The 24,728-nt window shown below is 40.7% G+C and carries 19 protein-coding genes; 13 read left to right on the top strand and 6 right to left on the bottom strand.

Annotated features, from left to right (window positions below; translation table 11 throughout):
- Positions 1-275 precede the first annotated feature (275 nt).
- Genes thrA through thrC form a run of 3 tightly spaced genes read left to right on the top strand, consistent with a single transcriptional unit; the run spans position 276 to position 4,949 of the window.
- On the top strand, positions 276-2,723 hold the full coding sequence (gene thrA, locus IFO69_RS04185) for a bifunctional aspartate kinase/homoserine dehydrogenase I (RefSeq protein WP_192008608.1): 2,448 nt from the start codon (positions 276-278) through the stop codon (positions 2,721-2,723).
- Positions 2,720-3,655: a homoserine kinase gene (locus IFO69_RS04180; RefSeq protein WP_192008606.1), complete on the top strand. Its 936-nt coding sequence runs from the start codon at positions 2,720-2,722 to the stop codon at positions 3,653-3,655. The genes thrA and IFO69_RS04180 overlap by 4 nt, the downstream gene beginning before the upstream one ends.
- Position 3,656: 1 nt before the next feature.
- Positions 3,657-4,949 (top strand): threonine synthase, encoded by a 1,293-nt coding sequence (thrC, locus tag IFO69_RS04175; protein WP_192008604.1) that lies wholly within the window; start codon positions 3,657-3,659, stop codon positions 4,947-4,949.
- Positions 4,950-5,072: 123 nt separating this feature from the next.
- Here the strand turns inward: thrC and IFO69_RS04170 are convergent, their stop codons facing one another.
- Both IFO69_RS04170 and IFO69_RS04165 read right to left on the bottom strand, forming a co-directional pair.
- The gene (locus IFO69_RS04170) at positions 5,073-6,857 is read right to left on the bottom strand and encodes a M56 family metallopeptidase (protein WP_192008602.1); all 1,785 of its coding nucleotides are present in this window, start codon (positions 6,855-6,857) and stop codon (positions 5,073-5,075) included.
- Positions 6,857-7,231: a BlaI/MecI/CopY family transcriptional regulator gene (locus tag IFO69_RS04165; protein ID WP_192008600.1), complete on the bottom strand. Its 375-nt coding sequence runs from the start codon at positions 7,229-7,231 to the stop codon at positions 6,857-6,859. Before IFO69_RS04165 ends, IFO69_RS04170 begins: the two co-directional genes overlap by 1 nt.
- A 304-nt stretch (positions 7,232-7,535) precedes the next feature.
- Between IFO69_RS04165 and IFO69_RS04160 the strand changes: the two genes are divergently transcribed.
- Complete coding sequence (locus tag IFO69_RS04160) at positions 7,536-8,297, top strand: NRDE family protein (protein WP_192008598.1); 762 nt, start codon at positions 7,536-7,538, stop codon at positions 8,295-8,297.
- Between the two features lie 98 nt (positions 8,298-8,395).
- Positions 8,396-9,379 carry a YpdA family putative bacillithiol disulfide reductase gene (locus IFO69_RS04155; RefSeq protein ID WP_192008596.1) on the top strand — a complete coding sequence of 328 codons (984 nt, stop codon included), beginning with the start codon at positions 8,396-8,398 and terminating at the stop codon, positions 9,377-9,379.
- Between the two features lie 5 nt (positions 9,380-9,384).
- Here IFO69_RS04155 and IFO69_RS04150 read toward each other — a convergent pair whose 3' ends face one another.
- Positions 9,385-10,707, bottom strand: coding sequence for a sensor histidine kinase (locus IFO69_RS04150; protein WP_225443974.1), 1,323 nt, complete (start codon positions 10,705-10,707; stop codon positions 9,385-9,387).
- Positions 10,708-10,819: 112 nt separating this feature from the next.
- Positions 10,820-12,451, bottom strand: a complete 1,632-nt coding sequence (gene ade, locus IFO69_RS04145) for an adenine deaminase (protein WP_192008594.1) — start codon at positions 12,449-12,451, stop codon at positions 10,820-10,822.
- 190 nt (positions 12,452-12,641) lie between these two features.
- Here ade and cmk point away from each other — a divergent pair, with 190 nt between their 5' ends.
- The 8 genes from cmk to IFO69_RS04105 all read left to right on the top strand — a co-directional run bounded on the left by cmk (position 12,642) and on the right by IFO69_RS04105 (position 19,699).
- Entirely contained in the window at positions 12,642-13,325 is a 684-nt protein-coding gene (cmk, locus tag IFO69_RS04140) for a (d)CMP kinase (RefSeq protein WP_192008592.1), read from the top strand.
- Positions 13,326-13,332: 7 nt separating this feature from the next.
- Complete coding sequence (locus IFO69_RS04135; RefSeq protein WP_192008975.1) at positions 13,333-14,226, top strand: 4-hydroxy-3-methylbut-2-enyl diphosphate reductase; 894 nt, start codon at positions 13,333-13,335, stop codon at positions 14,224-14,226.
- A gap of 131 nt (positions 14,227-14,357) precedes the next feature.
- Positions 14,358-15,719 (top strand): Na(+)-translocating NADH-quinone reductase subunit A, encoded by a 1,362-nt coding sequence (locus IFO69_RS04130; protein ID WP_192008590.1) that lies wholly within the window; start codon positions 14,358-14,360, stop codon positions 15,717-15,719.
- Positions 15,720-15,722: 3 nt separating this feature from the next.
- Positions 15,723-16,925 (top strand): NADH:ubiquinone reductase (Na(+)-transporting) subunit B, encoded by a 1,203-nt coding sequence (locus IFO69_RS04125; protein WP_192008588.1) that lies wholly within the window; start codon positions 15,723-15,725, stop codon positions 16,923-16,925.
- Positions 16,912-17,661, top strand: a complete 750-nt coding sequence (nqrC, locus tag IFO69_RS04120) for an NADH:ubiquinone reductase (Na(+)-transporting) subunit C (protein WP_192008586.1) — start codon at positions 16,912-16,914, stop codon at positions 17,659-17,661. Before IFO69_RS04125 ends, nqrC begins: the two co-directional genes overlap by 14 nt.
- 46 nt (positions 17,662-17,707) lie before the next feature.
- Positions 17,708-18,391, top strand: a complete 684-nt coding sequence (locus tag IFO69_RS04115) for an NADH:ubiquinone reductase (Na(+)-transporting) subunit D (RefSeq protein WP_192008585.1) — start codon at positions 17,708-17,710, stop codon at positions 18,389-18,391.
- Positions 18,392-18,405: 14 nt separating this feature from the next.
- On the top strand, positions 18,406-19,017 hold the full coding sequence (gene nqrE, locus IFO69_RS04110; RefSeq protein ID WP_192008584.1) for an NADH:ubiquinone reductase (Na(+)-transporting) subunit E: 612 nt from the start codon (positions 18,406-18,408) through the stop codon (positions 19,015-19,017).
- Between the two features lie 115 nt (positions 19,018-19,132).
- A complete protein-coding gene (locus IFO69_RS04105; RefSeq protein ID WP_192008582.1) occupies positions 19,133-19,699 on the top strand; it encodes a DUF502 domain-containing protein in 567 nt (188 codons plus the stop codon).
- Positions 19,700-19,754: 55 nt separating this feature from the next.
- Here IFO69_RS04105 and trxA read toward each other — a convergent pair whose 3' ends face one another.
- Both trxA and dnaE read right to left on the bottom strand, forming a co-directional pair.
- Complete coding sequence (trxA, locus tag IFO69_RS04100) at positions 19,755-20,075, bottom strand: thioredoxin (protein ID WP_192008581.1); 321 nt, start codon at positions 20,073-20,075, stop codon at positions 19,755-19,757.
- 130 nt (positions 20,076-20,205) lie between these two features.
- Positions 20,206-24,495, bottom strand: coding sequence for a DNA polymerase III subunit alpha (dnaE, locus tag IFO69_RS04095; RefSeq protein ID WP_192008579.1), 4,290 nt, complete (start codon positions 24,493-24,495; stop codon positions 20,206-20,208).
- Between the last annotated feature and the right edge of the window lie 233 nt (positions 24,496-24,728).

The following is a 24,728-nucleotide window of genomic DNA, read 5'->3' as shown; positions in this document are numbered from 1 at the left end:
AATAAATATTTGGGATAATAGAAATTTGTCACTAAGATTGTCCTGTCAATAATGAAATGATGATTAGCTCAGTCGAAAAATATTCCGATCTCACCATCGCTGCAAATACGCAGAAGTTTGGCTGTGCCATTTTTTTTAGCATCATTACACGAACCTTTTTTATGACTACCATTACGGGGTAATCCCGTGTCTATCTATTATATTGCCGCAAAGTACCGGTCCTGTTTTGGGACATCAAAATCCATTTACATGCCATTAAAAATCGATTCATTTTTATGAAAATTATAAAATTCGGAGGATCCTCCATTGCTAATATCGAGAATATCGAGAAGGTGTTTTCCATAGTAGAGAAGAGAGCTGATAAAGAGGAGTTTGCGTTAGTATTTTCTGCTTTTGGAGGCGTCACCGAACAATTACTTCAATGCGCCACCATCGCTCAGCAAAGTGAAGAGAGTTACCATACCATTCTCCAGGAATTAGAGAAAAAGCATTTGGACATCGTCAGGAGCTTGGTACCTGTACAGCAACAATCCACAGCCTTGACTTTCGTCAAAGTAAGGTTCAATGAGCTGGGAGACCTGTTTCATGGGATTTATCTGATCAAAGAATGCTCTGATAGAACCATGGATTATGTGTTGAGTTTTGGAGAGCGCCTGTCCAACTTTATCCTAGTGGCTGGCCTTCAAGCAAGAGGAAAAGACGCAATTTATTTAGATGCCCGTGATGTGGTCAAAACCAATGACCGTTTTGGGCACGCTAAAGTGGACTTTGCAAAGACCAATGCGCTAATACAAGATTATTTCAAATCGCACAAGGGCTTAAAAGTAATTACAGGCTTTATAGGAGCTACTGATAAAGGCGAAACAACAACTGTAGGCAGAAGCGGTTCTGATTACACCGCATCAATTTTTGCAGCTGCTCTAAAAGCTGAGCAAGTGGAAATCTGGACGGATGTATCAGGGGTGATGACAGCAGATCCAAGGTTGGTGTATACAGCCTTCACCATACCCCAGCTGAGCTACAATGAGGCCATGGAGCTTTCCCACTTTGGAGCGAAAGTGGTATTCCCTGCAACTATGCAGCCAGCCATGAAAGAAGATATTCCTATCTATATCAAAAATACATTTAAGCCAGATGAAGTAGGAACGCTGATCAGCCGTGAATCTGGTGAAGGCAAGATCATTAAAGGTATTTCCTCCATGGGGAATATTTCTATCCTTAATGTTCAAGGGCCAGGACTTGTTGAAGTGATCGGCGTAAGCCAGCGTTTTTTCGGAACTTTGGCCAGCTATGGAATCAATATTGTGTTGATCAGTCAGGCTTCTTCTGAACATAGCATCTGTGTGGCTATCCCATCTAAGGACGCAGCCAAAGCCAAGTCCATGATAGAAGAAGAATTTAGATATGAAATTCAAAGTGGGGAGATGGATGAGGTGCAGGTGATGCCTGATATGGCAGTGATCGCAGTAGTGGGTGAAAACATGCAACACAACCCAGGAGCCAGTGGAAGAATGTTCCAGGCACTTGGTAGAAACAACGTAAACGTAGCGGCTATAGCACAAGGCAGTTCAGAGTTGAATATTTCTGCAGTGATTTCACAAGCAGACTTACAAAAGGCACTTAACGCGCTTCATGAGGCTTTCTTCTTGTCTGACTTTAAAGTACTACACGTATTTTTGGTAGGGGTTGGCTTAATTGGTAAAGCACTCATCAAGATGATTGCCATCCAACAGAAGAAGCTCCAGGAAGAAAATATGTTGGACATCCAGATCCACGGTATGGCCAACTCAAGATATATGAAATTCCATGAAGATGGCTTTGATTTGGCAACTGTTGGGGCGCCAGATGAAAATGACACGCCAATGGATATGGAAGCTTTTATCGGTACGATGTCAGATATGAACTTTTCCAACTCAGTCTTGGTGGATTGCACAGCAAGTCAAGATGTGGCGGATGTTTATAGCCAGATATTGGATGCCAAAGTGGGGATAGTGACACCGAATAAGAAAGCAAATTCAGGTCCATTAGATACCTATAAAGCGCTGAAGAAACTGGCTGGTCAAAGAGGGGTAAGGTTCTTTTACGAAACCAATGTGGCGGCGGGTCTTCCTGTAATCAATACTTTACAGGACTTAATGCTCAGTGGTGACCATGTCCACCGTATCGAGGCAGTACTGAGCGGTTCGATGAATTATATCTTCAGTGAATTGGAGAAAGGAATGCCGTTTAGTGAAGTAGTCGCCCAAGCTAAGGAAAAAGGATATACGGAGCCGGACCCAAGGGATGATCTCAGTGGTATGGATGTAGCCAGAAAGATTTTGATTTTAGGCCGTGAGGCTGGTCAGGACCTGCATTTTGAAGATGTGGCAATACAGAGTATGGTGCCTGAAGACTGTGTGGATGCCACAACGGTGGAAGAGTTTTTTGAAAAGCTGAAAAAGCATGATGCACATTTTAAGCAGCTGTTGGATGAAGCCAACACCAAAGGGGAGAAACTAAGGTTTATGGCTACTCTTGAAAATGGCAAGGCGAAGGTGGGATTAAATTCCTTGAACAGTGAGCACCCTTTCTATACCTTGAAAGGGAGTGACAATATGATATTGTTCACTACTGAGCGATACAATGACTTCCCGATGATTGTCAGAGGGCCAGGAGCAGGCGCCGATGTGACAGCTGCCGGTGTATTTGCAGATATTATCAGGCTAGGAAACTATTCAAGATGAAAAAGGTAACAGCATTTGCTCCAGCAACGGTAGCCAATGTTTCATGCGGTTTTGATATTCTTGGCTTTGCCGTGGAAGAGTTAGGGGACAAGGTAGCAGTGTCTTTGTCTGATGAGCCGGGCGTAAGGGTAGTGAAGATAGAAGGTGATGGAGGAAGACTGCCCTATGAAACAGATAAAAATACCTGCAGTGTAGCCGTAAAGGCTTTCATAGAGGAGATAGGTTATAAAGGGGGCTTGGAAATAGAGCTCTTTAAAGGCTTGCCTTTAGGAAGTGGCATGGGTTCAAGTGCAGCTAGTTCAGTGGCGGCCTTGGAGGCGGCCAACCAGCTTTTGGGTAACCCATTAGAGAAAAAAGCCTTGCTTCCATTTGCAATGAAAGCTGAGGGAGTAGCTTGTGGAGCAGAACATGCGGATAATGTCGCACCTTCGCTTTTGGGAGGTTTTGTGTTGATCAGGAGCTATAAGCCTTTGGATGTGACTAAACTCCATGTTCCGCCGGGGTTGTATTGCACATTGGTCCATCCTCACTTGGAGTTAAATACTGCAGACTCTAGAAGTGTTTTGCGTCAGCAAGTGCCTTTGAAAGATGCTATTATCCAATCAGGAAATATTGCTGGATTGGTTGCGGGTTTGTTTCAGGAGGATATGGGCTTGATCAGCAGATCCCTTCAGGATGTGATCGCAGAGCCTTCCCGTTCTGTTTTGATTCCAGGTTTTGACGAAATCAAGAAATCTGTAAAAAGTGTTGGTGCTTTGGGAGCTGGTATTTCTGGCTCGGGCCCCACAACATTTATCCTTTCTCCAAGCAGGGAAGTAGCTGAGCGGGCAAGTGAAATTTGCCAAGAAGTTTTCAATAAAATTGGACTGGAAGTGGACTTGTACGTTTCTGCAGTAAATGTGAAGGGAACATACGTCATCAACAAAGCTTAATATGAAATTTTACAGTACTAATAATAAAGACCATAAAGTATCTCTAAAAGAAGCAGTGATCAAAGGTTTGGCTCCCGATCAAGGTTTGTATATGCCTGAGCAAATTCCGCAACTGCCGGCTTCCGTAATTGAAAATCTCTCCAAATTGTCTTTTCAGGAGATAGGGTATGAAGTGATCGGGGCAATTTTTGGGGAAGACCTAAGCCATGATGAAATCACGGAATTGGTAGATCATACTTTAGCATTTGATGCGCCTCTTGTGGAGGTTGAAAAGGATATTTATACCTTAGAATTATTCCATGGGCCTACGCTGGCATTTAAGGATTTCGGGGCAAGATTTTGCTCTAAGTTGATGAGTATGCTGGTTGAGGAGGAAAAGGTGAGGGTTTTGGTGGCTACCTCAGGTGATACGGGCAGTGCGGTGGCCAATGGCTTTTATAAGGTTCCAGGCGTGGAGGTCATCATCCTGTACCCTTCGGGCAAAGTAAGTGTTTTACAGGAAAAGCAGTTCACCACTTTGGGAGAGAATGTGAAGGCCTTGGAGGTAGATGGAGTGTTTGATGATTGTCAAAGGATGGTTAAAGAGGCCTTTCTGGATCGTGAATTGAATGAAAAGATGTTGCTGACTTCTGCCAATTCGATCAATGTTGCCAGATGGATCCCTCAATGCCTGTATTATTTTTATGCTTATTCCCGATTGCCTAAAAACAGCAAAAAAGTAATTTTTTCTGTGCCCAGTGGCAATTTTGGAAACATAGCAGCAGGGATATTGGCAGAGCGTATGGGGCTGCCCATTGATGGTTTCGTAGCGTCTACCAATGTGAATAAAGTGGTGCCAGATTATTTGAAAGGTGTTCCATTCAGGGCTCGTCCTTCTTTGCAAACCATTAGTAATAGTATGGATGTTGGTAATCCAAGTAATTTTTACAGATTGCTAGCGCTATATGGTGGGGATGAGGACTTGCTCAAGGAAAAGGTCAAAGGGTATTTCTTTGATGATGCGACTACTCGCGAAGTGATGAAAGAAGTAAAGGATGCCCAGGGTTATGTAATGGATCCTCATGGAGCTGTGGCTTATTTGGGGCTCAAAGAATATATGGAAAGTAATTCGGATGTGTTAGGTGTATTTTTAGAAACGGCCCATCCCGGAAAATTCAGAGATGTAGTAGAAGCAGTACATCAGGAAGAGGTGATATTGCCAAAGCGATTGGCTGAATTTCTAGAAGGAAAGAAAAAAGTGGAAAAGCTTCCAAACGATTTTATGGCTTTCAAAAAATACCTCATGGCTGAATAGGTAGGATTATTGCCGCTTTAGTCAATTTTGACAAAAAGAAGGAGCCGCAACAGGTACAGGTTGAATAGTATAGAAGCCTGTCTTGTTGCGGTTTCCTATGGCTAATAGAAAAGTGAATGTTGGTTATTCGATTTGTTTTTCTTTTTCACGCTGTCTTTTTTCCCATTCTTTCATCTTTGCTTCAAACTCCTTGATTTTTGGCTCATTTTCTTTTTCCCAAGCCTTCATCTTCGTCTCAAACTCCTTCATTTTAGGTTCAAAAGCAATTTCCCATTCTTTTTGTTTCAATTCCATTTCTTTGCCCCAAGCTTCCATTTTGGTTTCCCATTCTTTCATGGTTTTGCCATGTTCGTTTTCCCATTCGGACATTTTTTCTTCAAACACCTTGGTCTTGGCTTCCAGCTTTTTCTCAGCTTGTTCAAGTTTCGCTTGGAGCTGGGCTCTTTTTTGTTTGTCTTGGATGGAAGTGTCACGTTCCATCTGGGCCAATTCTATGGCTATTTCACTGATTACTGAAGTTTCCTCGGAAATGTCAAGTTCTATGGTTGGCATGGGAGGGACAAAATCCATTTCTTCCAGTTGCGGAATCATTGGAACGGGAGGAATTTCTACATCCATTTGAGGTACAGGGCTCAGCTCCAATACTGGCATAGGGTCAGCAACAGCTGCCACTTTTACAACTACCTTTGGAGCTGGGGTGGTGTCGGTTTTATAAGAATATACATAAGTACGTCTGCTGTTACTGCTGGATTTGATTTCATCAGGACATGGAAGATGAACGCTCCAATTTTTTACAACAGTTTCAGTTTTAAGGTTTGTCATCAAAAACTCTTTGGAGAATTCATGTTTTTCTGATGGTATAGCGCCCATTACTAATGAGGCACTTATTACAAGAGATACTAACATAGTTAGGGTAATTAATGGTGAAAGTTTTTCTTGACGGGATTGTAGTCCCATGATTCTTTTTATCCTGTTCAAAGTAGGATTAGTACTTCCGGTTGCTGCCAAAGCCATTTCTGGCGTGGCGGTATGGGCATATTCGGCTACTTCAGCAAGCCCATATGCCAATTCCTGAGGGGAGAATCCCATGCCTAGAACGACATCGTCACAGGCGTTTTCCCTTTCAGTCCTGACGATTTCGTTGATCCACCAAAAGCAAGGATGGAAGAAGAAGAAAACTTCCAGGCAGTGTTGTAAGATGTTTATCAAATAATCATACCTTTTTATATGTGCCAGTTCATGTGCAATAATAGCTTCCAATTGCTGAGGGGAGGTGTTAAGCAGGAGGCCAGCTGGAATTAGAATAACTGGTTTAATGATTCCGTAAGTGATTGGAACATTGACCAACTGGCTTTTTAGCACTTTTACTTTTCTGTAAAACTCCATGGAGGCAATCATGCTATTTACCTTTTTTATCAATTGCTCTGGAACTTGTTGGTTGTGCTTTTTATGTAAGTTTCTGAGGTCAAATAGACTGCCGGATAACTTTACCAAGAAAAACAAAGCGCCCAATAACCATAGGTTGACCAATGTCGGAAGGAAAGCTTCTAACTTTTGGAGCCAAGTAGGATTGAAATAGTTACTTTTTATGGTTGGAGCAGTACTGGGAAAATTGGCATCTTGAGATGAAATGACTTGAACCCCACTGGAATGAGTATGGGCAGTCACAGCAATTTTATCTTGCGGTGTATCCAGCATCATAGAAAAAGTAATAACACTGGTAGCTGTAATGACAAGTAGGGCAATTATTCCTGCGGTATATCTGAAATTGGCTGATTTCCGGGAGGAAAATTTGAGAACAAACCACAATAATAGGCTTACCGCAACTATTTGCCAGGTTGAATGGATCAAAGTCCAACCAATAGCTTCTAGGTATTCTTGATGGATAAAGTCATTGATAAAGTCCATTATTGTTGATTTTCTAGTTCATTAAGTAATTGTCGGATTTCATTGATTTCCTCCTTGGAGGGATTGCTCTGTCCAAGAGCTCTCATGATGAGCTTTTTGGCAGAACCACCGAATGTCGAATCCATAAAACTGTTTAAAAGTGAATTTTGAGTATCCTTTTCAGTGATCAGGGGAGTATAGATATGGCTCCTGCCTTGTTCGGATCTCTTGAGCAGTCCTTTGGAATACATGATCTGCATGATCTTAAGTGTGGTAGTGTATCCGGTGTCCTTTGTCTTGGAGAGCGCATCGTGTACTTCCCTTACGCTGCCTTTTTGTAGTCCCCAAAGAATGGAAAGGATTTCAAGTTCGGATTCAGTAGGCTTGTATTTCATTGTTTGGTTACGATTCGTTTCGTAGTAAATATATACGACTCTTTTCGTAATTCAAAAAATACTACGATTATTTTCGTAATTAGAAATGTTAAAATAAGTTAAAACCGCTGGTTGATAGTGTGTTGTGGAACTTACGAGGGCGTGCGAGGGTTTGAAAACTGGTAATGTCAAAAAGATATTGCCAATTTAGATTTCAGTTTTAAGTGTTTAGTGAAATGAATATCCAACTCAATACGACGGTGTAGAAAGTTGTTTATTCACCCTGAAGGCCGGATTTATCCGGCCTTTTCATTAATTTAGTTTCATGTGTTTAATAACATTTCATTGGCAGTCAGATCCTATTTATAAATTGATTTTAGTAGCTAACAGGGATGAGTTTTTTAGTAGGCCCAGTGCTAAAATCCATCAATGGGATAATGGTATCTATGCAGGAAGGGATTTGAAAAGCGGAGGTACATGGATGGGGATTCATCCAAATGGCCGTTTTGCTGCACTGACAAATTATCGGGACTTGGCTCACCTCAAGGCAAACCCTGTAAGTAGGGGGAAGTTGGTGTTGGATTATTTGACTTCCCAAGAATCTCCTTCAAGATATTTAGAAAATGTACATGAAAACCGTGATCAATACGATGGTTTCAATCTATTTGTCGCTGATAAAGATAATATGTGGTACTTTTCCAACTATGACAACAAGCCCAAACTGGTAAGCCCGGGATTGCATGGGATTAGCAATGCTTTGTTGGATGATCCGTGGTATAAAGTAGTGAAAAGTAAATCAGCCTTTGAAAGGCAAATGCAAAATCAAGATATTTCTCTAAATAGTTTAGGGGAAATACATCAATCAACTTCACGGGAGCAAGACGAAAGGTTGCCCAATACAGGCTTGCCCTTGAAGATGGAACGCGCATTGTCAGCGCCATTTATCAAAGAGATAGAAGGATATGGCACAGTGAATATTTCAGCAATTTTATGGAGGCATGACGGTCAGGTAGATTTTCTTGAAAAACGTGTAAAGAAGAATGGTCAAGGCTTTGAAGATGAAGAGTTGAAGTTTAAGATGTCCTAAGGATTGAGGTTACTTATTTTTCAAAGTGATATTTTAGCACTTTAAAAGAAAGTCTTGGAAAATCGAACTCTTAAAGGGTAAATCTGTTTTAATATAATATGAAAAAAATAGACGTACTGATCGTAGGTGCAGGCCCTATTGGTTTAGCTTGCGGGATAGAAGCAGAGAAAAATAAATTGAACTATGTGATCCTGGAAAAAGGTACTTTGGTCAATTCAATTTTTAACTATCCTGTAAACATGACATTTTTTTCTACTTCAGAAAAGTTGGAGATGGGGGATATACCGTTTATGTCTATTAATAAACAACCTACTCGGCCCGAAGCGCTGGAATATTATAGAAGGGTCACAAAGCATTATGACCTCAAGGTGAATCTTTATGAAGAGGTCAAACAGCTAAAGAAACTAGAGGATGGTACATTTTTGATTGAATCTTCTAAGGAAACGTATTTAGCAGAAAAGGTGGTGCTCTCTACTGGATTCTATGATCTTCCAAATAAAATGAATGTTCCTGGTGAGGAGCTTCCTAAAGTGACCCATTACTATAAAGAACCTTGGCCTTATATAGGTCAAAAAGTGATTGTGATTGGTGGTGGCAACTCTGGGGTTGATGTGGCTCTGGAAACATGGCGAAAGGGAGCAGAGGTGACAATGGTGCTTAAAGATCAATCCGTAGACCGAACAGTAAAATATTGGGTGCTTCCTGATATCGAAAATAGGATCAAAGAAGGTTCTATTAAGGCCTATTATAATAGTAGTGTTAAGGAAATTCGAGAAAAAGAAGTTGTTGTTGACACCGAAAATGGTGAGGTGACTTTGGAGAATGATTTTGTTCTGGCCATGACTGGTTACAAGCCAAATTATGAATTACTGAACCAACTTGGGGTTGAATTGACTTTGGATGAAAAAAGGAGGCCTTGCTTTGATGGAAAGAGCCAGGAGTCCAATGTGTCAGGGCTTTATTTAGCTGGAGTGGTTTGTGGGGGGCTAAATACCCGGGAGTTTTTTATAGAAAACACCATAGTGCATGCACATGCTATCTTTGAAGATATTATGAGTAAAAGAAAGCAGGTGCTGAAGTAAAGTTTTTAGGCAGCAGGTGATGTTGGGAATACAGGGAGAGACAAGGTGAAGGTAGTGCCTTTGCCTACTTCACTGTAGACGGTTAGCTCACCTTTGATTTTTTTTGCGTTTTCATTACAAATGAAGAGACCGAACCCTGTGCCTTTTTCAGTATGAGTCCCTTCTGTGGACTGGAAGTCCATATCAAAAATGCTTTTGAGCTTATGTTCTGGTATACCGACTCCTGTATCGGAAACCTCAATGATGATTTCGTGTTCTTTATGGTTAAAAGTGAAATCTATTTTCCCTTCTGTTGGTGTGAATTTGATAGCGTTTTGCAATAAGTTTCTAATAATCAAAAGAAGCCTGTCAATATCTGTGGTAATGATAATACTTCCCAAAAATATGCTGTTTAAGGTGATTCCTTTTTGTTTAGCCAAGTTGTGATAGATGTTAAGTACCTCTTCGCTTTTCTTTTTGATGTTTACTCTTTTATAATTGGGTTCTGTGTTTTTAAGTTCTACGGTCGCCCAGTCCAAAATACTTTCAGCCATCTTTTGGGTATTGGAAGCCATGATAAAAAGGTCTTCTTGGATGCTTTTGGCTTCTTCATCGTTGAGTTCACCTTCTTTGATCATTTCGAGTATTCGTGTAATGGAAAGAAGAGGGTTTTTCAGGTCATGTGAGATCAAGGCAATAATCTTGTTTTTTTGTTCATTGTTTTGATGTAAGTTGAGATTTGCCTTTGTCAAGGCTACACTTTTCAACTCATTTTTTGTTTTCTGTTTTTGATAGTTCCACTTTAATGCTGAAATGATGGCCATCATGCCGATAGCGCAGGCCATATAGCTTAACGACTGATCGAGAAATTTAATCTCCGGACTAATGTAATTATTGACGATCAGATCTGGATAAAAATTATGGATGAAATAAAGTGTAATGAAAAAAACGATATTGTAAATTGTCCAAAACCAAAAGGTCTTTCTTTCAGTAAGGGTCAGGACAATAATATGGACCATTAAAAATATATAAGGAGTGGGGCCCTCTATACCATCATTGAGATAGAAGTTTAGCGCCAAAATGGGGTAGCTTAGGGCAGCTAAAATTTTTATGCCCCACTGATAGTTTTTTCTTGATCTTCCTGCTAAATAAAACCCTAAAATAATGATAGAGGTAATGAACAAAAGGGCAGACAAAAGGTATTGGGACAAGACATAATTGAAGATGACCATGCTTTTAAGGTAGATTATCGTTATGATAGCTACTGCATTAAAAATCCTGGATTCCAACTCTTGTTCCTGATCGCTGAGGGTCAGTTTTTGCCACAATTGCTTAGGTCGATTAGTCAAGGGGTCGTTTAATTTGTGTGGTTCAAAACGAAGTATAAAATACGAAAATTGAATCTAATATAATAGGTGTTTTTGGTTTTAGGTTTTTTGGACTAATTTTTTTGATTTATTACTACTCTAGGAATAGTGGGGAGAACTCAAATTTGAGCCCATCAAAAAGCCCTTGGTCACTGAGTTTCAATTCTGGAATTACCAAAAGGGCCATGAAACTTAAGGTCATAAATGGTGAATTCAGGGTTGAGCCCATCTTTTTGGCCATTAAGTCTATTTTCGTGTAAGCTGTGGCTATATCATAGCCATTCTCATTGGACATGATTCCCCCAATAGGAAGGGGTAATAGGAAATCTTCAGTTTTAGAAACCGCAGAAATACCTCCCTTAGCTTCTATGATAAGGTTGACTGCCTTGGCAATGGAAGTATTGTCGACTCCAACTGCAAGAATATTGTGACTGTCATGTCCTACAGAAGAAGCTATGGCTCCTTCCTTCAGTCCAAAATTTTTAATAAATGAAATCGCAGGACTTTGGTCTTCATACCTATTGATTACCGAAATTTTAAGTATGTCTTCTTCGATATTTGATTCGGCCAGCCCTTCTTTTATTTTTATTTTCCCTGCAGCCTGTGGTGTGATCAATTGGCCATCTTGAGCTACAATTACCTTAACTGAGTCACCTTTTGCTTGGATTTCAAAATCTGCCGGACTTTTGGGAGAAGTGTTAAAGTTGTTGATCAAGTTGCTAGGGATGGAAGGCATCAATGTTTGCCCATTCTCAGCAATTTTTTTTCCATTGACATAAGTGGCGATAATATCAAACGCTACTAAGTCCTTGGATATGATGAAATCTGCCTTATCACCAACTTGAAGCTTTCCTACATCCATCTGATAGTGTTCAATAGGATTGATACAAGCTACTTGAAGAACTTTGAATAAGTCTTTTCCTATTTTCACTGCTCTAGAAACTAACTTATTGATATGGCCTTCGGCAAGATTGTCAGGGTGCTTATCGTCCGAGCAAAACATGATTTTGTCATAATAGTCATCAATTAGGTCAATAAGGGCATCAAAGTTTTTTGCAGCACTGCCTTCCCTGATAGCTATTTTCATTCCGTATTGGAGTTTATCCAAGGCCTCTTCCGCTGTAAAACACTCGTGATCTGTGCTTATACCTGCAGTGATATACTTTTTTGCCATCTCGCCCTTTAGTCCTGGTGCGTGGCCATCTACTGGTTTTCCAAACTTTTGGGCAATGGCTATTTTTTTCATGACCTCAGGGTCCCGATTGACAGTGCCTGGCCAATTCATCATTTCGGCCAAATAGCTTACTTCTGGACGTGACAGTAAATCTTCCAGGTCTTCCAATGAAATTTCGCCACCTGCCGTTTCAAACGGTGTAGCAGGTACACAAGATGGCGCTCCAAAGTAAAATTTAAAATTGATCTGCTTTCCATTTTCAATCATATATTCAACACCTTCTTTTCCACAGACATTGGCGATTTCGTGTGGGTCTGATACTGTTGCGACTGTTCCATGAACAGATGCTAGCCTGGCAAATTCGGATGGGATCAACATGGAGGATTCCACATGCACATGAGCATCTATAAAGCCGGGAAGAATATATTGTTTTGGCGCACTTTCAATAGGATTTATGGCTGAAATAAGGCCGTCTTTGATAGTGATTCTATTATTTACTATTGTTTTGTTAATTACATCGACCAGCTGGCCATCAATAAAAAAAGTGTTCATGTTGTTAGTAGAGTGTCTTTAGTATAATACTAAAGATAACTAAATCGATTGGCTAAAAGTAGTGGAAGCAGTTTAAGTTTTCTGTTGGCACATTGGCTTGGGGAGAGCTTTGTAGGTGTATTAAAGGTTTTTGTCTTTATAAAATTCTATATTTGCAGCTAAACTTACGGATAGAAAGTAGATTTTTGATATGAGGAAAATTGTAATTGCAATAGATGGCTTTTCAGGATGTGGAAAGAGTTCGACGGCCAAGCAAGTGGCCAAAAAGCTGGGATATACCTACATTGATTCTGGAGCCATGTACAGAGCGACAACCTTACATTTTCTCAACAGGTTTACTGTTCTTACCAACCCAAAAGATGTGGATAGGGCCTTGAAGAGTTTGGAAATATCCTTTCATAAAAATGAGGAGACAGGTCTGCAAGAAACATATCTCAATGGGCTCAATGTGGAAAGGAAAATCCGGACCATGCAAGTTTCAGAGAAGGTGAGTGAAGTCAGTAAGATTAAAGAAGTAAGGCGTGAACTGGTCAGCCAGCAGCAACGTTTAGGAAAGCACAAAGGTGTGGTGATGGATGGAAGGGACATAGGTACAGTGGTGTTTCCCAGTGCTGAGCTGAAAGTGTTTATGACCGCTGATTTAAAGATTCGGGCGGAAAGAAGACAGCAAGAGTTATTGGAGAAAGGGGAGATGGTGGAGTTGGAAAAAATCATCCATAACTTATCAGAAAGGGATAGGATTGATTCAAGCAGGGCGGAAAGTCCCTTGAAGAAAGCGGAAGACGCTGTCGAAATAGATACCAGTTTACTGGATTTTGAGGATCAAGTTTGCGAAATTACCCATCTGGCGCAACAAAAAATAGCGGCAAATTAATATTATGATGCAAGTTACAATAGATAAAAATTCAGGTTATTGCTTTGGAGTGGAATTTGCTATCCAAATGGCAGAAGATGAGATGCAGGAAGCAGATCGTTTATATTGTCTTGGAGATATTGTCCACAATGACATGGAAGTAAAGCGGCTCAGCGACAAGGGCTTGGTCGTGATAGACCGGGAGAGTCTGAAAGACCTAAGAGACTGTAAGGTGCTGATTAGGGCGCATGGAGAACCCCCTGAAACTTATAAGCTTGCCATCGAGAATAATATTGAGCTGATCGATGCTTCTTGCCCAGTGGTGCTGAAACTACAGCATCGCGTAAAAACTGCTTTTGATAAGATGGAAAAGCAGGATGGCCAAATCGTAATCTATGGCAAAAAGGGACATGCTGAAGTGATTGGGCTTACTGGCCAAACATTGGAAAAGGCTGTCGTGGTCATGGAGGATGAAGACTTGGAAAAAATAGATTTTTCAAAACCTGTCACACTTTTTAGCCAGACCACGAAAAGCACCAAAGGTTTTTATGCTTTAAAAGCTAAAATAGAGGAGCGGATGGCCAAGGCCAACCAATCTTTGGAAGAGGTAGAATTTACCGCCAATGATTCAATTTGTAGGCAGGTTTCTAACCGAGAACCTCAGTTGACCAGATTTGCCAATGAGAATGATGTAATTATTTTTGTTTCAGGTAAAAAGAGCTCAAATGGTAAGGCCTTGTACCAGGTATGTAAAGCCGAAAACGAGCGAAGTTACTTTGTGGAAAATGAAAGTGAAATAGATACCGCATGGTTTGAGACGAACGATAAAGTGGGGATATGTGGTGCCACTTCTACTCCTATGTGGCTTATGGAACAAGTAATGGACTATATCAATTCTTTGGGGGAAGTGGTGAGCCAATAGTCAGTCCTCTAATAAATTTTAGTCAAGACAATATCCCACTCATAAATATTACTGGAATTATCTTCTAATAACTAATGTATTTTATTAGATTTGAGGCGTTTTTCAAAGGACCATATAGTTTCAAATTAAATATGTCAAAACTAGTTAAGCTTAAGAAGGGATTTGATATTAAGCTGGTGGGAAAGGCAGAAAAGCAAATGGAAGCTTTCAAGCCAGCACAGACCTTCGCGATTAAGCCTACAGATTTTGTAGGTATGCGGCGTCCAAAAGTTCTTGTAAAAGAGGGGGATACGGTAAAGTCCGGTACTCCGATCTTGTTTGATAAAAAACTTGATAAAGTACTTTACGCAGCTCCTGTTTCCGGGGAAATCGTTGAAATTAAAAGAGGTGAAAAGCGAAAGTTGTTGGAAATCAGAATCATGGCAGACGCTGAAGTCAGCTATGAAACTTTCGAAAAATTCTCCGAATCTGACCTCAAATCTCTCTCCAAAGAGCAAGCCACTGAGCAAATCCTAAAAGGAGGCGCCTGGCCACAAATCATCCAAAGACCATTTGGTGTCGTAGCAAACCCAGAAGATGAGCCAAAAGCCATCTTTATCTCCGGGTTTGACTCTCATCCTTTAGCACCGGATTATGGTATGTTGCTGAAAGGACAAGAAAAATTCTTTCAAGCAGGTATCACTGTTCTTAAAAAGCTTACGTCAGGAACGGTTCACTTAAATTTGGACGCTGAATCCGAGGTGTTCCCTGTTTATGGTGGCATTCAAGGTGCGCAAGTGAACAAATTCTCTGGCCCACACCCTGCTGGTAATGTAGGCGTTCAGATTCACCATATTGACCCAATCAATAAAGGTGATTTGATTTGGACTGTTAATCCTTATGGGGTTGCCCAAATTGGAAAACTATTCCTCGAAGGAATCCTTGATGCATCTAAACTGGTTGCGATTACTGGTTCTGAACTGAAGAAGGCTGCTTACGTGAAAACTTATGTTGGAGCAAATGTTTCCACATTTGTTGATGGAAATCTAAAGTCTGATCATGTAAGGGTAATTTCCGGCAACGTGCTAACTGGTGAAAAAATAGCATCAGATGGCTATGTGGGATATTATCACCATCAGATCACTGTGATCCCAGAGGGAGATTATGAAGAATTCTTAGGATGGATCAAGCCTACCACAAGCAAGCTAAGTTTTAGCAAGGCATTGGGGATTTTCTCATTCATGAACAAAGGAGAATTTAAAGTTGATACCAATGCACATGGTGAAGAAAGGCCATTTGTAGTTTCAGGAGTATTTGAAAAAGTGCTTCCTATGGATATTCTTCCTACATACCTATTCAAGGCAATTATTTCGGAAGATTTTGATGAGATGGAAGAGCTTGGGCTTTTTGAAATCATTGAAGAGGACGTTGCCTTGTGTGAGTTTGTAGATCCTTCTAAGAATGATTTGCAGGAAATTGTGAGAAATGGGATTGAATTATTAATGTATAGTTAAAATATGAAGGCATTACAAAACTTATTTGATAAGCTAAAGCCGAATTTCGAAAAAGGGGGAAAGTGGGAGAAATTCTACACCCTTTACGAAGGACACCGGACAATTGCTTTTGCTCCTGATATCACTACTAAAGCAAAAGGTTCTCAGATTAAGGATGCAGTAGATTTAAAGAGAGTGATGATTACGGTAGTAATTGCCATGATTCCAGCTCTTCTTTTCGGGATATTTAATGTAGGCTTTCAACATTTTCTTGCCGTAGGTGAAGAAGCTACATTAGTTGATAAGGTACTATTTGGTGCGATGGCTGTATTGCCTACCTTGATTGTATCTTATGCGGTTGGTCTATTGACTGAATTTACTTTCTGTGTAATCAGAAATCACCCAATTAGTGAAGGATTCTTGGTTTCAGGGATGTTGATCGCTTTGGTTATGCCTCCTTATATTCCTGTATGGCAGGTGGCACTAGCGACGATTTTTGCGGTAGTGATTGGTAAAGAGGTATTTGGAGGAACAGGAATGAATGTTCTGAACGTAGCTTTGACGGCCAGGGCTTTCTTGTATTTTGCTTATCCAGCACAAATTTCAGGAGATAAAGTTTGGACTTACCTTGGAGATAAAGCTGCCGTTGATGGTTTCTCTGGAGCGACTGCTCTTTCTGTAGCTTTCCAAGCAGGACAAAATGGTGAAGCTGTTACTTCTGCTTTTGCGAATCATAATTCAGCAATAGGTGACAATTTGTTCAGCGTAGCCAATATGTTCTTAGGCTTGATTCCTGGTTCAATTGGCGAAACTTCTGTTTTGATGATCCTTATCGGTGCCGCTATATTAGTAGGTACTGGGGTAGGAAGCTGGAAAATCATCGTCAGTGGTTTTGCAGGTACCTTTATCATGGGATTGATCATGAATGCCTTTGCTGTAAATGAATTTATGGCTATGCCGGCTTACTATCACTTGCTTATGGGTGGTGTAGCTTTCGGTATCGTATTTATGGCTACAGACCCAGTTTCAGCTGCGCAGACAGAAAGTGGAAAGTGGGTGTATGGTTTATTGATCGGTTTCCTAACGGTGATCATCAGGGTAACCAACCCCGCTTATCCAGAGGGCATTATGTTGGCAGTTCTATTGATGAACGTCTTCGCTCCACTTATTGATTATTATGTTGTAAAAGCAAACAAGAAAAGGAGGTTACAACGTGCAACAGTCTAATACATACATTATCACGTTTTCGGTAATCCTTACCGTCGTTTTAGGATTTTTACTTTCCGGAACTTCTCAGCTGCTAGGTCCAATTCAGAAGGAAGCAGTGGCTTTGGATACGAAAAAACAGATTTTAGGTGCAGTAATGGATGCAGAGAAAATTGCAGCCATGAAGCCAAATGAAATCAAAGAATATTATGAAAACACGATCTCTTCCAAGGTGGTTAACATCAAGGGAGAGGAAGTGACTGAACAGGAAGGTGCAGCTGTGACCGCTGAGACAGTAGATGTGGCTAAGAACTACAAGAAGCCTGCTGATGAGCGCCTTTACCCAGTTTATATTTATCACGAAGAAGGTAGTGAAGATAAGGTAGTCGCTTATATCCTTCCTCTTTATGGAGCTGGGCTTTGGGATGCTATATGGGGGTATTTGGCTTTGAAAACAGACTTGAACACCATTGAAGGGGTTACTTTTGCACACGCGGGAGAAACTCCAGGTCTGGGAGCAAGAATTACTACTGGTGATGTACAGAGTCGTTATGAAGGAAAGAAAATTTATGACGAGTCAGGCGAATTGGTAGCTGTGGAGATGCAAAAAGGTGAAGGCAAAGACTATTCTGGAGATGAACATAAGGTTGATGGAATGTCTGGAGCTACCTTGACAGCAAAAGGAGTGAACAATATGTTTGTGAATTATTTGGGAGCTTACGAGTCTTACTTGGAAAAAGTAAAAGGTAACTCTTAATTAATACGCTAAGAAAATATTTTAGAACATCTCAATATTTATTGATATGAGCACAGAAACAGCAGAAAAAACAGAAGTTAAAAAGCCAGCAGAGGCGCTTCTGTCAAAGCGTAGAAAGAAATTGATATCTGATCCATTGGTGGATGATAACCCAATTACCATCCAGGTTTTGGGGATTTGTTCAGCCTTAGCGGTAACCACTCAGATGAAGCCAACCTTGGTAATGGCACTTTCTGTAATTTTCGTAATTGTGATGTCAAACTTGACCATCTCTATTATGAGAAATACCATTCCAACTAGGGTTAGGATTATCGTGCAGCTAGCGGTTGTAGCAACATTGGTGACCTTGGTAAACGAAATTTTGAAAGCTTTTGCTTACGATATGTACAAAGAGCTTTCTGTATTCGTAGGTTTGATCATTACCAACTGTATCGTAATGGGTAGATTGGAAGCCTTTGCGATGGGAAATAAACCATATGATTCAATTTTGGATGGTTTTGGTAGTGCATTAGGTTACTCTTGGATTATCCTGGCAGTAGCTTTCTTCCGTGAACTTTGGGGTTCAGGTACTGTATTTGGAATTCCAGTATTTGAAACAATCTCTTCTTGGTTTGGTGAAGATTTCTCATTGGCTACCAACGGTCTTATGGTAAGCCCGGTAGGAGCATTTATCATCCTTGGTCTTATCATCTGGGTACAACGTACCAAGACTGGTTATGTAGAACATTAAAATATTGCTAAGAAATGGAATTATTTAGCTTAGGAATTCGGTCGATCTTTATCGACAATATGGTATTTGCTTATTTCTTGGGGATGTGCTCATTCTTGGCCGTTTCTAAGAAAGTAGATACAGCCCTTGGTCTTGGTGCAGCGGTTATCTTCGTTTTGACCATTACAGTGCCATTGAACTGGTTGTTAAATGAATTTGTCCTTAAGGAAGGAGCATTGTCGTTCTTGGGTGAGTCATTTGCTACTGTTGATCTTACTTTCTTAAGGTTTATCATGTTTATCGCCATTATTGCAGCGATGGTACAGTTGGTAGAGATGATTGTGGAGAAATTTGCTCCTGCATTATATGGTGCATTGGGTATTTTCTTGCCTTTGATCGCTGTAAACTGTGCGATCCTTGGTGGTTCTTTGTTCATGGCCCAAAGAGACTATACTTTGGCTGAAGCAACTGTTTATGGCTTTGGTTCAGGTATTGGTTGGATGTTGGCAATTATAGCATTGGCGGCTATCCGTGAAAAGTTGAAGTACTCTAATGTACCAAATGGATTGAAAGGATTGGGGATTACGATGTTGATTACTGGATTGATGGGCATTGCATTTATGTCTTTCATGGGTATAGATTTATAAATTTCCCAAAGAAATATATCAAAGCCCTGTCGTGAAAGACAGGGCTTTTTTTGTGCCTTTTCTCAAATCAGGCATTATTTTTATTACTTATATACTTGTATCAATTTATAGCATTATGTCATTTACATCTAAGCGGTTGTTGAATTATTTCCTTAAAGGACTATTGTTTGTGGCTCCCTTGGCATTGACCATTTATATTATCTTTTTGATTATTCAGTTCTTGGATAACCTACTTCCTGTGCCTATTCCTGGTCTAGGAATTTTGATAGTTTTTGCGCTGATTACTTTTATTGGTTATTTGGCCAACATATTTATCACAAGGCCAGTATTTGACTTGGTGGAGAAGTGGCTGTTTAAAATACCACTGGTGAATATCCTATACACCAGCATTAAGGATTTGATGTCAGCATTTGTAGGGGATAAGAAGAAGTTCAATACACCTGTAATTGTTAAGCTTTCGGACAATATGAGTAGGCTGGGGTTTATTACACAGGATGACCTTTCGGTGATTGGAGAAGAGGCTCTCGTAGCGATTTATTTTCCCCATTCTTATAACTTTAGTGGCAACTGTTTTTTAGTGCCTAAGGAGAATGTGCGAATCCTTAAAGGAGTCAACAGTACGGATGTTATGAAATTTATCGTGTCTGGAGGGGTTTCAGAGCTAAATCCTCCAAAAATATAAATAACAAAAAAGGCGCCTGTTCGGGCGCCTTTTTGATATTTGATATATGCTTAAATTAAATTTGAGCTTCTAGTTTTTGAGAAAGCACTGCTTTTGGTACAGCACCAACTTGCTTGTCTACAACTTCACCATTCTTAAAGAACAAAAGGGTAGGGATACTTCTAATTCCAAATTTAGAAGCGACAGCTGGATTGGAATCAACGTCCACTTTACCTACAACTGCCTTACCATCATATTCACCAGCGATTTCTTCTACTACTGGTCCGATCATTTTACATGGTCCACACCATTCTGCCCAGAAATCCACTAGGATAGGTTGATCAGATTTGATGATCTCTTCAAAGTTAGCGTCTGTAATTTCAATTGCTTTTGCCATTGTATTGTATGTTTATAGTTATTCAATCTTTCAAATATAATACACTAAAGTATTTTAGGATTCTTTTAGTTCCAGATTGGTGAAAATATTTCATACATATGGCCTATTTAGCTTTCCTTAAATGATTTTTTTACAGGATTTTATAGACTACTTCTGGAATACTTTCCAGCTCCTTGATCATTTCATGGGAAGGATCTATGGTGAATTTGGTTGACATCAGGTCTACCGCTATTTTCTCTTTCATGTCCGTTACATTGATGTACAGTTTGGCCTCTCCTTTATATTTGGTGGTAATGGCTTCTAGTTTTTCCATCAGGTCTAAGCTGAGGTCATCAAGGTTAATGTTGACGCGAAGCCCTTTCACCATTTTACTTCGCACCTCGTTGAGCAGCATAATGTTTCCGACCTTGAATTCCATTTCGTCTGGATTCCATCTTTTGGACTGCACACTACCTGTAATGTAAAGGAACCAGCCTGTCATAAAATACTCCTTGTACTTGATGTAGTCATCCCCAAAGAAGAAGAAAGTATGTCCTCCATTGTAGTCTTCCACGGTTAATGTCCCAAAAGGATTTCCATTTTTTGTAGTTCGGTGGGCAAAAGAGGTGACCACACCAGCAGCTTTTACATTTTCTCCTTTTGCTTTGAGGCTTTCTGTATTGGCAAATTCAGCCAAAGGAGTATTGGTAAATGACTCGAACTCCACCCTGAATTGATCCAATGGGTGGCCTGAGATATAAAGACCAACTACTTCTTTTTCAATATTGAGCTGTTGAAGCTGACTAAAAGGTTCTATTGGGGTAATGCTTGGCATAGGAACTTCCATTCCAGAACCACCTCCAAACAGTGAAACTTGGGAGCTTTCCGCTTCTTGGGCTTTTTTCTGCGCATATTTTACCGCTTTTTCAATCAAGGTAGCATCATTTTCAGGCGCTTCTAGGTATTGCCTTCTATGATGTTCGGTAAAGCAGTCAAAGCCACCCGCCATCGCCAAAGATTCCAAGGTCTTCTTGTTGACGGCACGTAAATTCACTCTTTGAGTAAAGTCGAAGATGTTCTTATAAGGACCGTTTTCAAGCCGTTCTTCTATAATAGAGTGTACTGCCGCTCCACCGGCCCCTTTAATCGCGGCAAGACCAAATCTTACCTGACCTTCAGGGTTTACCGTAAAACCTTCTTTTGATTCATTGACATCAGGGCCTAATACTTCTATTCCCATTCGCTTACATTCTTCCATAAAGAAAGTAACCTGAGTAATATCATTCATGTTGTTACTCAACACAGAAGCCATATACTCAGCAGGGTAATGTGCTTTTAGATAAGCAGTTTGGTAAGCTACCCAGGCATAACAAGTGGAGTGGGATTTATTAAATGCATAGGAGGCAAATGCTTCCCAGTCTTTCCAGATTTTCTCCAATTTGGACTTGTCGTGCCCTTTTTCAGCTGCTTGGTTAACAAATTTGGGCTTCATCTTATCCAGGACATCCTTCAGCTTTTTACCCATTGCCTTTCGCAGAACATCGGCCTCACCCTTGGTAAATCCAGCCAATTTCTGGGAAAGTAGCATCACTTGTTCCTGATAGACCGTAATACCATAAGTCTCTTTTAGGTATTCCTCCATATCATCCAAATCATAGGATATTGGTTCCAAGCCATGCTTACGCTTGATAAAGCTCGGGATGTATTCCAATGGTCCGGGACGATAAAGGGCGTTCATGGCAATAAGGTCAGCAAAAACAGTGGGTTTCAGTTCTCGCATGTATTTCTGCATCCCAGCGGATTCATACTGGAATATACCGACAGTTTCACCCCTCTGGAAGAGCTCGTAAGTAGGCATATCATCAATTGGGAAATTCTCTGGATCCAAATCGATGTTATGCCTTTCTTTGACAATTTTCACGGCATCTTTGATCAGTGTCAGGGTTTTTAACCCCAAGAAGTCCATCTTGAGTAGCCCGGCACTTTCTACCACGGAGTTATCAAACTGCGTACAATACATGTCCGAGTCTTTTGCCAAAGCCACTGGGACGAAATTGGTAATGTCATCAGGGGTAATGATGACCCCACAAGCATGGATACCCGTATTCCTTACAGACCCCTCCAGTATCTTTGCTTGGTTGATGGTCTTGGAAAGGTCATCATTGCCTTTAGAGATATTGATCAGCTCATAGGCTTTATCGATGTTTTCTGAGTTGCCTTTCAGTTTATCAGAAAGCTTAGCCCGGTCACTGGCCAAACCAAAAAGGGCTTTCAGTTTGATGTCAGGAACCAGTTTAGCGAGCCTATCTGCATCGGATAATGGAAGATCCAAAGCTCTTGCGGTATCCCTAATGGCTGATTTGGCGGCCATGGTGCCATAAGTAATGATTTGGGCTACCTGATTGGCGCCATATTTTTTGATGACATAGTCGATTACTTTTCCACGACCGTGATCATCAAAGTCAATATCAATATCGGGAAGGGAAACCCTGTCAGGATTAAGGAATCTCTCAAAAAGGAGATCGTACATAATGGGATCCACATTTGTAATCCCAATACAATAAGCAACGGCAGACCCTGCTGCTGATCCCCTTCCAGGTCCTACAGAAACACCCATCTGACGTGCAGCAGTAGTGAAATCCTGTACAATAAGGAAGTATCCCGGATAACCTGTATTGGCAATAATGGAAAGCTCAAAGTCTAGCCTTTCCCGGATTTCATCCGTGATTTCAGGATAACGTTTTTTGGCTCCCTCGTAGGTAAGGTGTCTTAAATAAGCATTTTCACCTCTTTTGCCACCATCTACATCATCTTGAGGGTCTTGGAATCGTTCTGGAATGTCAAACTTGGGAAGCAATACTTCCCTTGCTAGTTTATACACCTCGATCTTATCGACGATTTCATTGGTGCACTCAATGGCCTCAGGAAGATCAGCGAAGAGCTTTTTCATCTCCTCAGGCGTTTTGATATAAAACTCCTCATTGGGAAATCCATAACGAAATTCCCTGCCCTTCTTGCCAATGTAGCGCTTAGGCTTGTCTACTTTTTCACCGTCCTTGACACAGAGCAGAATATCATGAGCCTTAGCGTCGTTCTTTGTGTTGTAATAGGTGTTGTTAGCGGCAAAATATTTGACCTTATATTTTTGGGCGAAGCGCAACAGCACTTCATTTACTTTTTCTTCTTCAGCTACTCCATGACGATTAAGTTCTACATAGAAATCATCGCCGAATTGCTCTTTCCACCATACAAAGGCTTCCTCCGCTTGGGTTTCTCCGATATTCAGGATCAAGAAAGGGATTTCACCCCAGAGGCCTCCTGTGGTTGCAATAATGTCCCCTTTATATTGGACAAGAAGTTCTTTGTCAATTCGAGGAACATAATAGAATCCTTGGGTATAAGCAAAGGATGCCAGTTTGGCGAGGTTATGATATCCCGCCTTGTTTTTTGCCAAAAGGACTGCTTGAAATCCGTCGTCTTTCTGGGATTTATTGGTGTGTTCTCTGCAAATGTTGAATTCACAACCCACAATAGGTTTGATGTCGTTGGCCATTGCCTCTTTCACAAAGTGGAAAGCAGCCATCATATTGCCATGGTCAGTCATGGCAATGGCCGGCATATTGAATTCCTTTGCCCGGGCCACCATGGCAGGAATCTCTGATGTAGCCTGTAGAATGGAATACTGAGTGTGGACATGGAGATGACTAAAAGGAACATCTACCAAGTCACTAATGTCAGCCCTTCGGGCTTGCTTTATGACATCCTGGGCAGCTTGTTTTTGACTGTCCTTGGCTGCAGCGAAGTTGGCTGCATCCAATTTTGGAGCTTCATAAATTACCTCTTCTGGAGATATGCCCTCTTCGGGAGCCAATACCTTTTGTGTGATCAGGCCAAAGAAACACTTGGCCGTGGCATCAACGTCATAAGCAGCATCGTGGGCATCATCAAAGCCTACCCCGAATAGTTTTTGGTGGAGCTCTGTTAGGGTAGGCCACTTATATTTTCCTCCTTTACCACCGGGAATGGCACAGAAATCTGTGGAAATGTCCTTGGTGTCCAATTCCTTTTTCTCCATGAGTTGCATAGGGACATCTGCACGGAGAAACTCGGATCCACAAACATTGACATCAAAGCCAATGTTATGACCAACCAAATAAGTGGCTTTCTCTACATCTTTGTGGAAAATTTCCAATACCTCTTTCAGATCATGTCCTTCCTTTAAGGCCCTGTCCGTAGAGATTCCATGGACTTTTTCGGCATTGTAAGGAATGGTGAAGCCTTCAGGTTTGACAATGTAATTGTTGTTGGAAATCAGTTTGCCTTTTTCGTCATGCAATTGCCAGGCTAACTGAACCAGTCGGGGCCAGTTGTCAAGATCAGTGATGGGGGCATTGTAGTCCCTTGGTAAACCTGTGGTCTCGGTATCAAAAATAATGTACATAAGCGCTCCTTGGATTTGGGGAATCTAAATTAAGCCTAAACTTTTGAATCTGCCAGTATGAACGCGCTTATTGTCCTAGAAATTCCAATGCTTTTAGGTCTTGTAAAGAAGTGCCTTTTAGTCCGTTTAAATGATGATTAATGAGAGTAGTTTCAAGGTTGAATCTGGATCTTAATCTTTTTTATTTGCTGAATTTTTAGTAGATTAGGATATAAAATTTTAGACAGATATTT

The organism is Echinicola arenosa (assembly GCF_014841125.1).
In the GTDB taxonomy this organism is placed as follows: domain Bacteria; phylum Bacteroidota; class Bacteroidia; order Cytophagales; family Cyclobacteriaceae; genus Echinicola; species Echinicola arenosa.
The sequence above is the reverse complement of the archived record's forward strand: the minus strand, read 5'-3'. Positions and strand labels throughout refer to the sequence as shown.

Coding starts and splice junctions, on each gene's coding strand:
- IFO69_RS04130 (WP_192008590.1), top strand. CDS start 14,358: ATGTCAAAACTAGTTAAGCTTAAGAAGGGATTTGATATTAAGCTGGTG.
- IFO69_RS04105 (WP_192008582.1), top strand. CDS start 19,133: ATGTCATTTACATCTAAGCGGTTGTTGAATTATTTCCTTAAAGGACTA.
- dnaE (WP_192008579.1), bottom strand. CDS start 24,495: ATGTACATTATTTTTGATACCGAGACCACAGGTTTACCAAGGGACTAC.
- IFO69_RS04170 (WP_192008602.1), bottom strand. CDS start 6,857: ATGGACTTTATCAATGACTTTATCCATCAAGAATACCTAGAAGCTATT.
- ade (WP_192008594.1), bottom strand. CDS start 12,451: ATGAACACTTTTTTTATTGATGGCCAGCTGGTCGATGTAATTAACAAA.
- IFO69_RS04115 (WP_192008585.1), top strand. CDS start 17,708: ATGAGCACAGAAACAGCAGAAAAAACAGAAGTTAAAAAGCCAGCAGAG.
- thrC (WP_192008604.1), top strand. CDS start 3,657: ATGAAATTTTACAGTACTAATAATAAAGACCATAAAGTATCTCTAAAA.
- thrA (WP_192008608.1), top strand. CDS start 276: ATGAAAATTATAAAATTCGGAGGATCCTCCATTGCTAATATCGAGAAT.
- nqrE (WP_192008584.1), top strand. CDS start 18,406: ATGGAATTATTTAGCTTAGGAATTCGGTCGATCTTTATCGACAATATG.
- IFO69_RS04160 (WP_192008598.1), top strand. CDS start 7,536: ATGTGTTTAATAACATTTCATTGGCAGTCAGATCCTATTTATAAATTG.
- cmk (WP_192008592.1), top strand. CDS start 12,642: ATGAGGAAAATTGTAATTGCAATAGATGGCTTTTCAGGATGTGGAAAG.
- trxA (WP_192008581.1), bottom strand. CDS start 20,075: ATGGCAAAAGCAATTGAAATTACAGACGCTAACTTTGAAGAGATCATC.
- IFO69_RS04165 (WP_192008600.1), bottom strand. CDS start 7,231: ATGAAATACAAGCCTACTGAATCCGAACTTGAAATCCTTTCCATTCTT.
- IFO69_RS04180 (WP_192008606.1), top strand. CDS start 2,720: ATGAAAAAGGTAACAGCATTTGCTCCAGCAACGGTAGCCAATGTTTCA.
- IFO69_RS04125 (WP_192008588.1), top strand. CDS start 15,723: ATGAAGGCATTACAAAACTTATTTGATAAGCTAAAGCCGAATTTCGAA.
- IFO69_RS04155 (WP_192008596.1), top strand. CDS start 8,396: ATGAAAAAAATAGACGTACTGATCGTAGGTGCAGGCCCTATTGGTTTA.
- IFO69_RS04135 (WP_192008975.1), top strand. CDS start 13,333: ATGCAAGTTACAATAGATAAAAATTCAGGTTATTGCTTTGGAGTGGAA.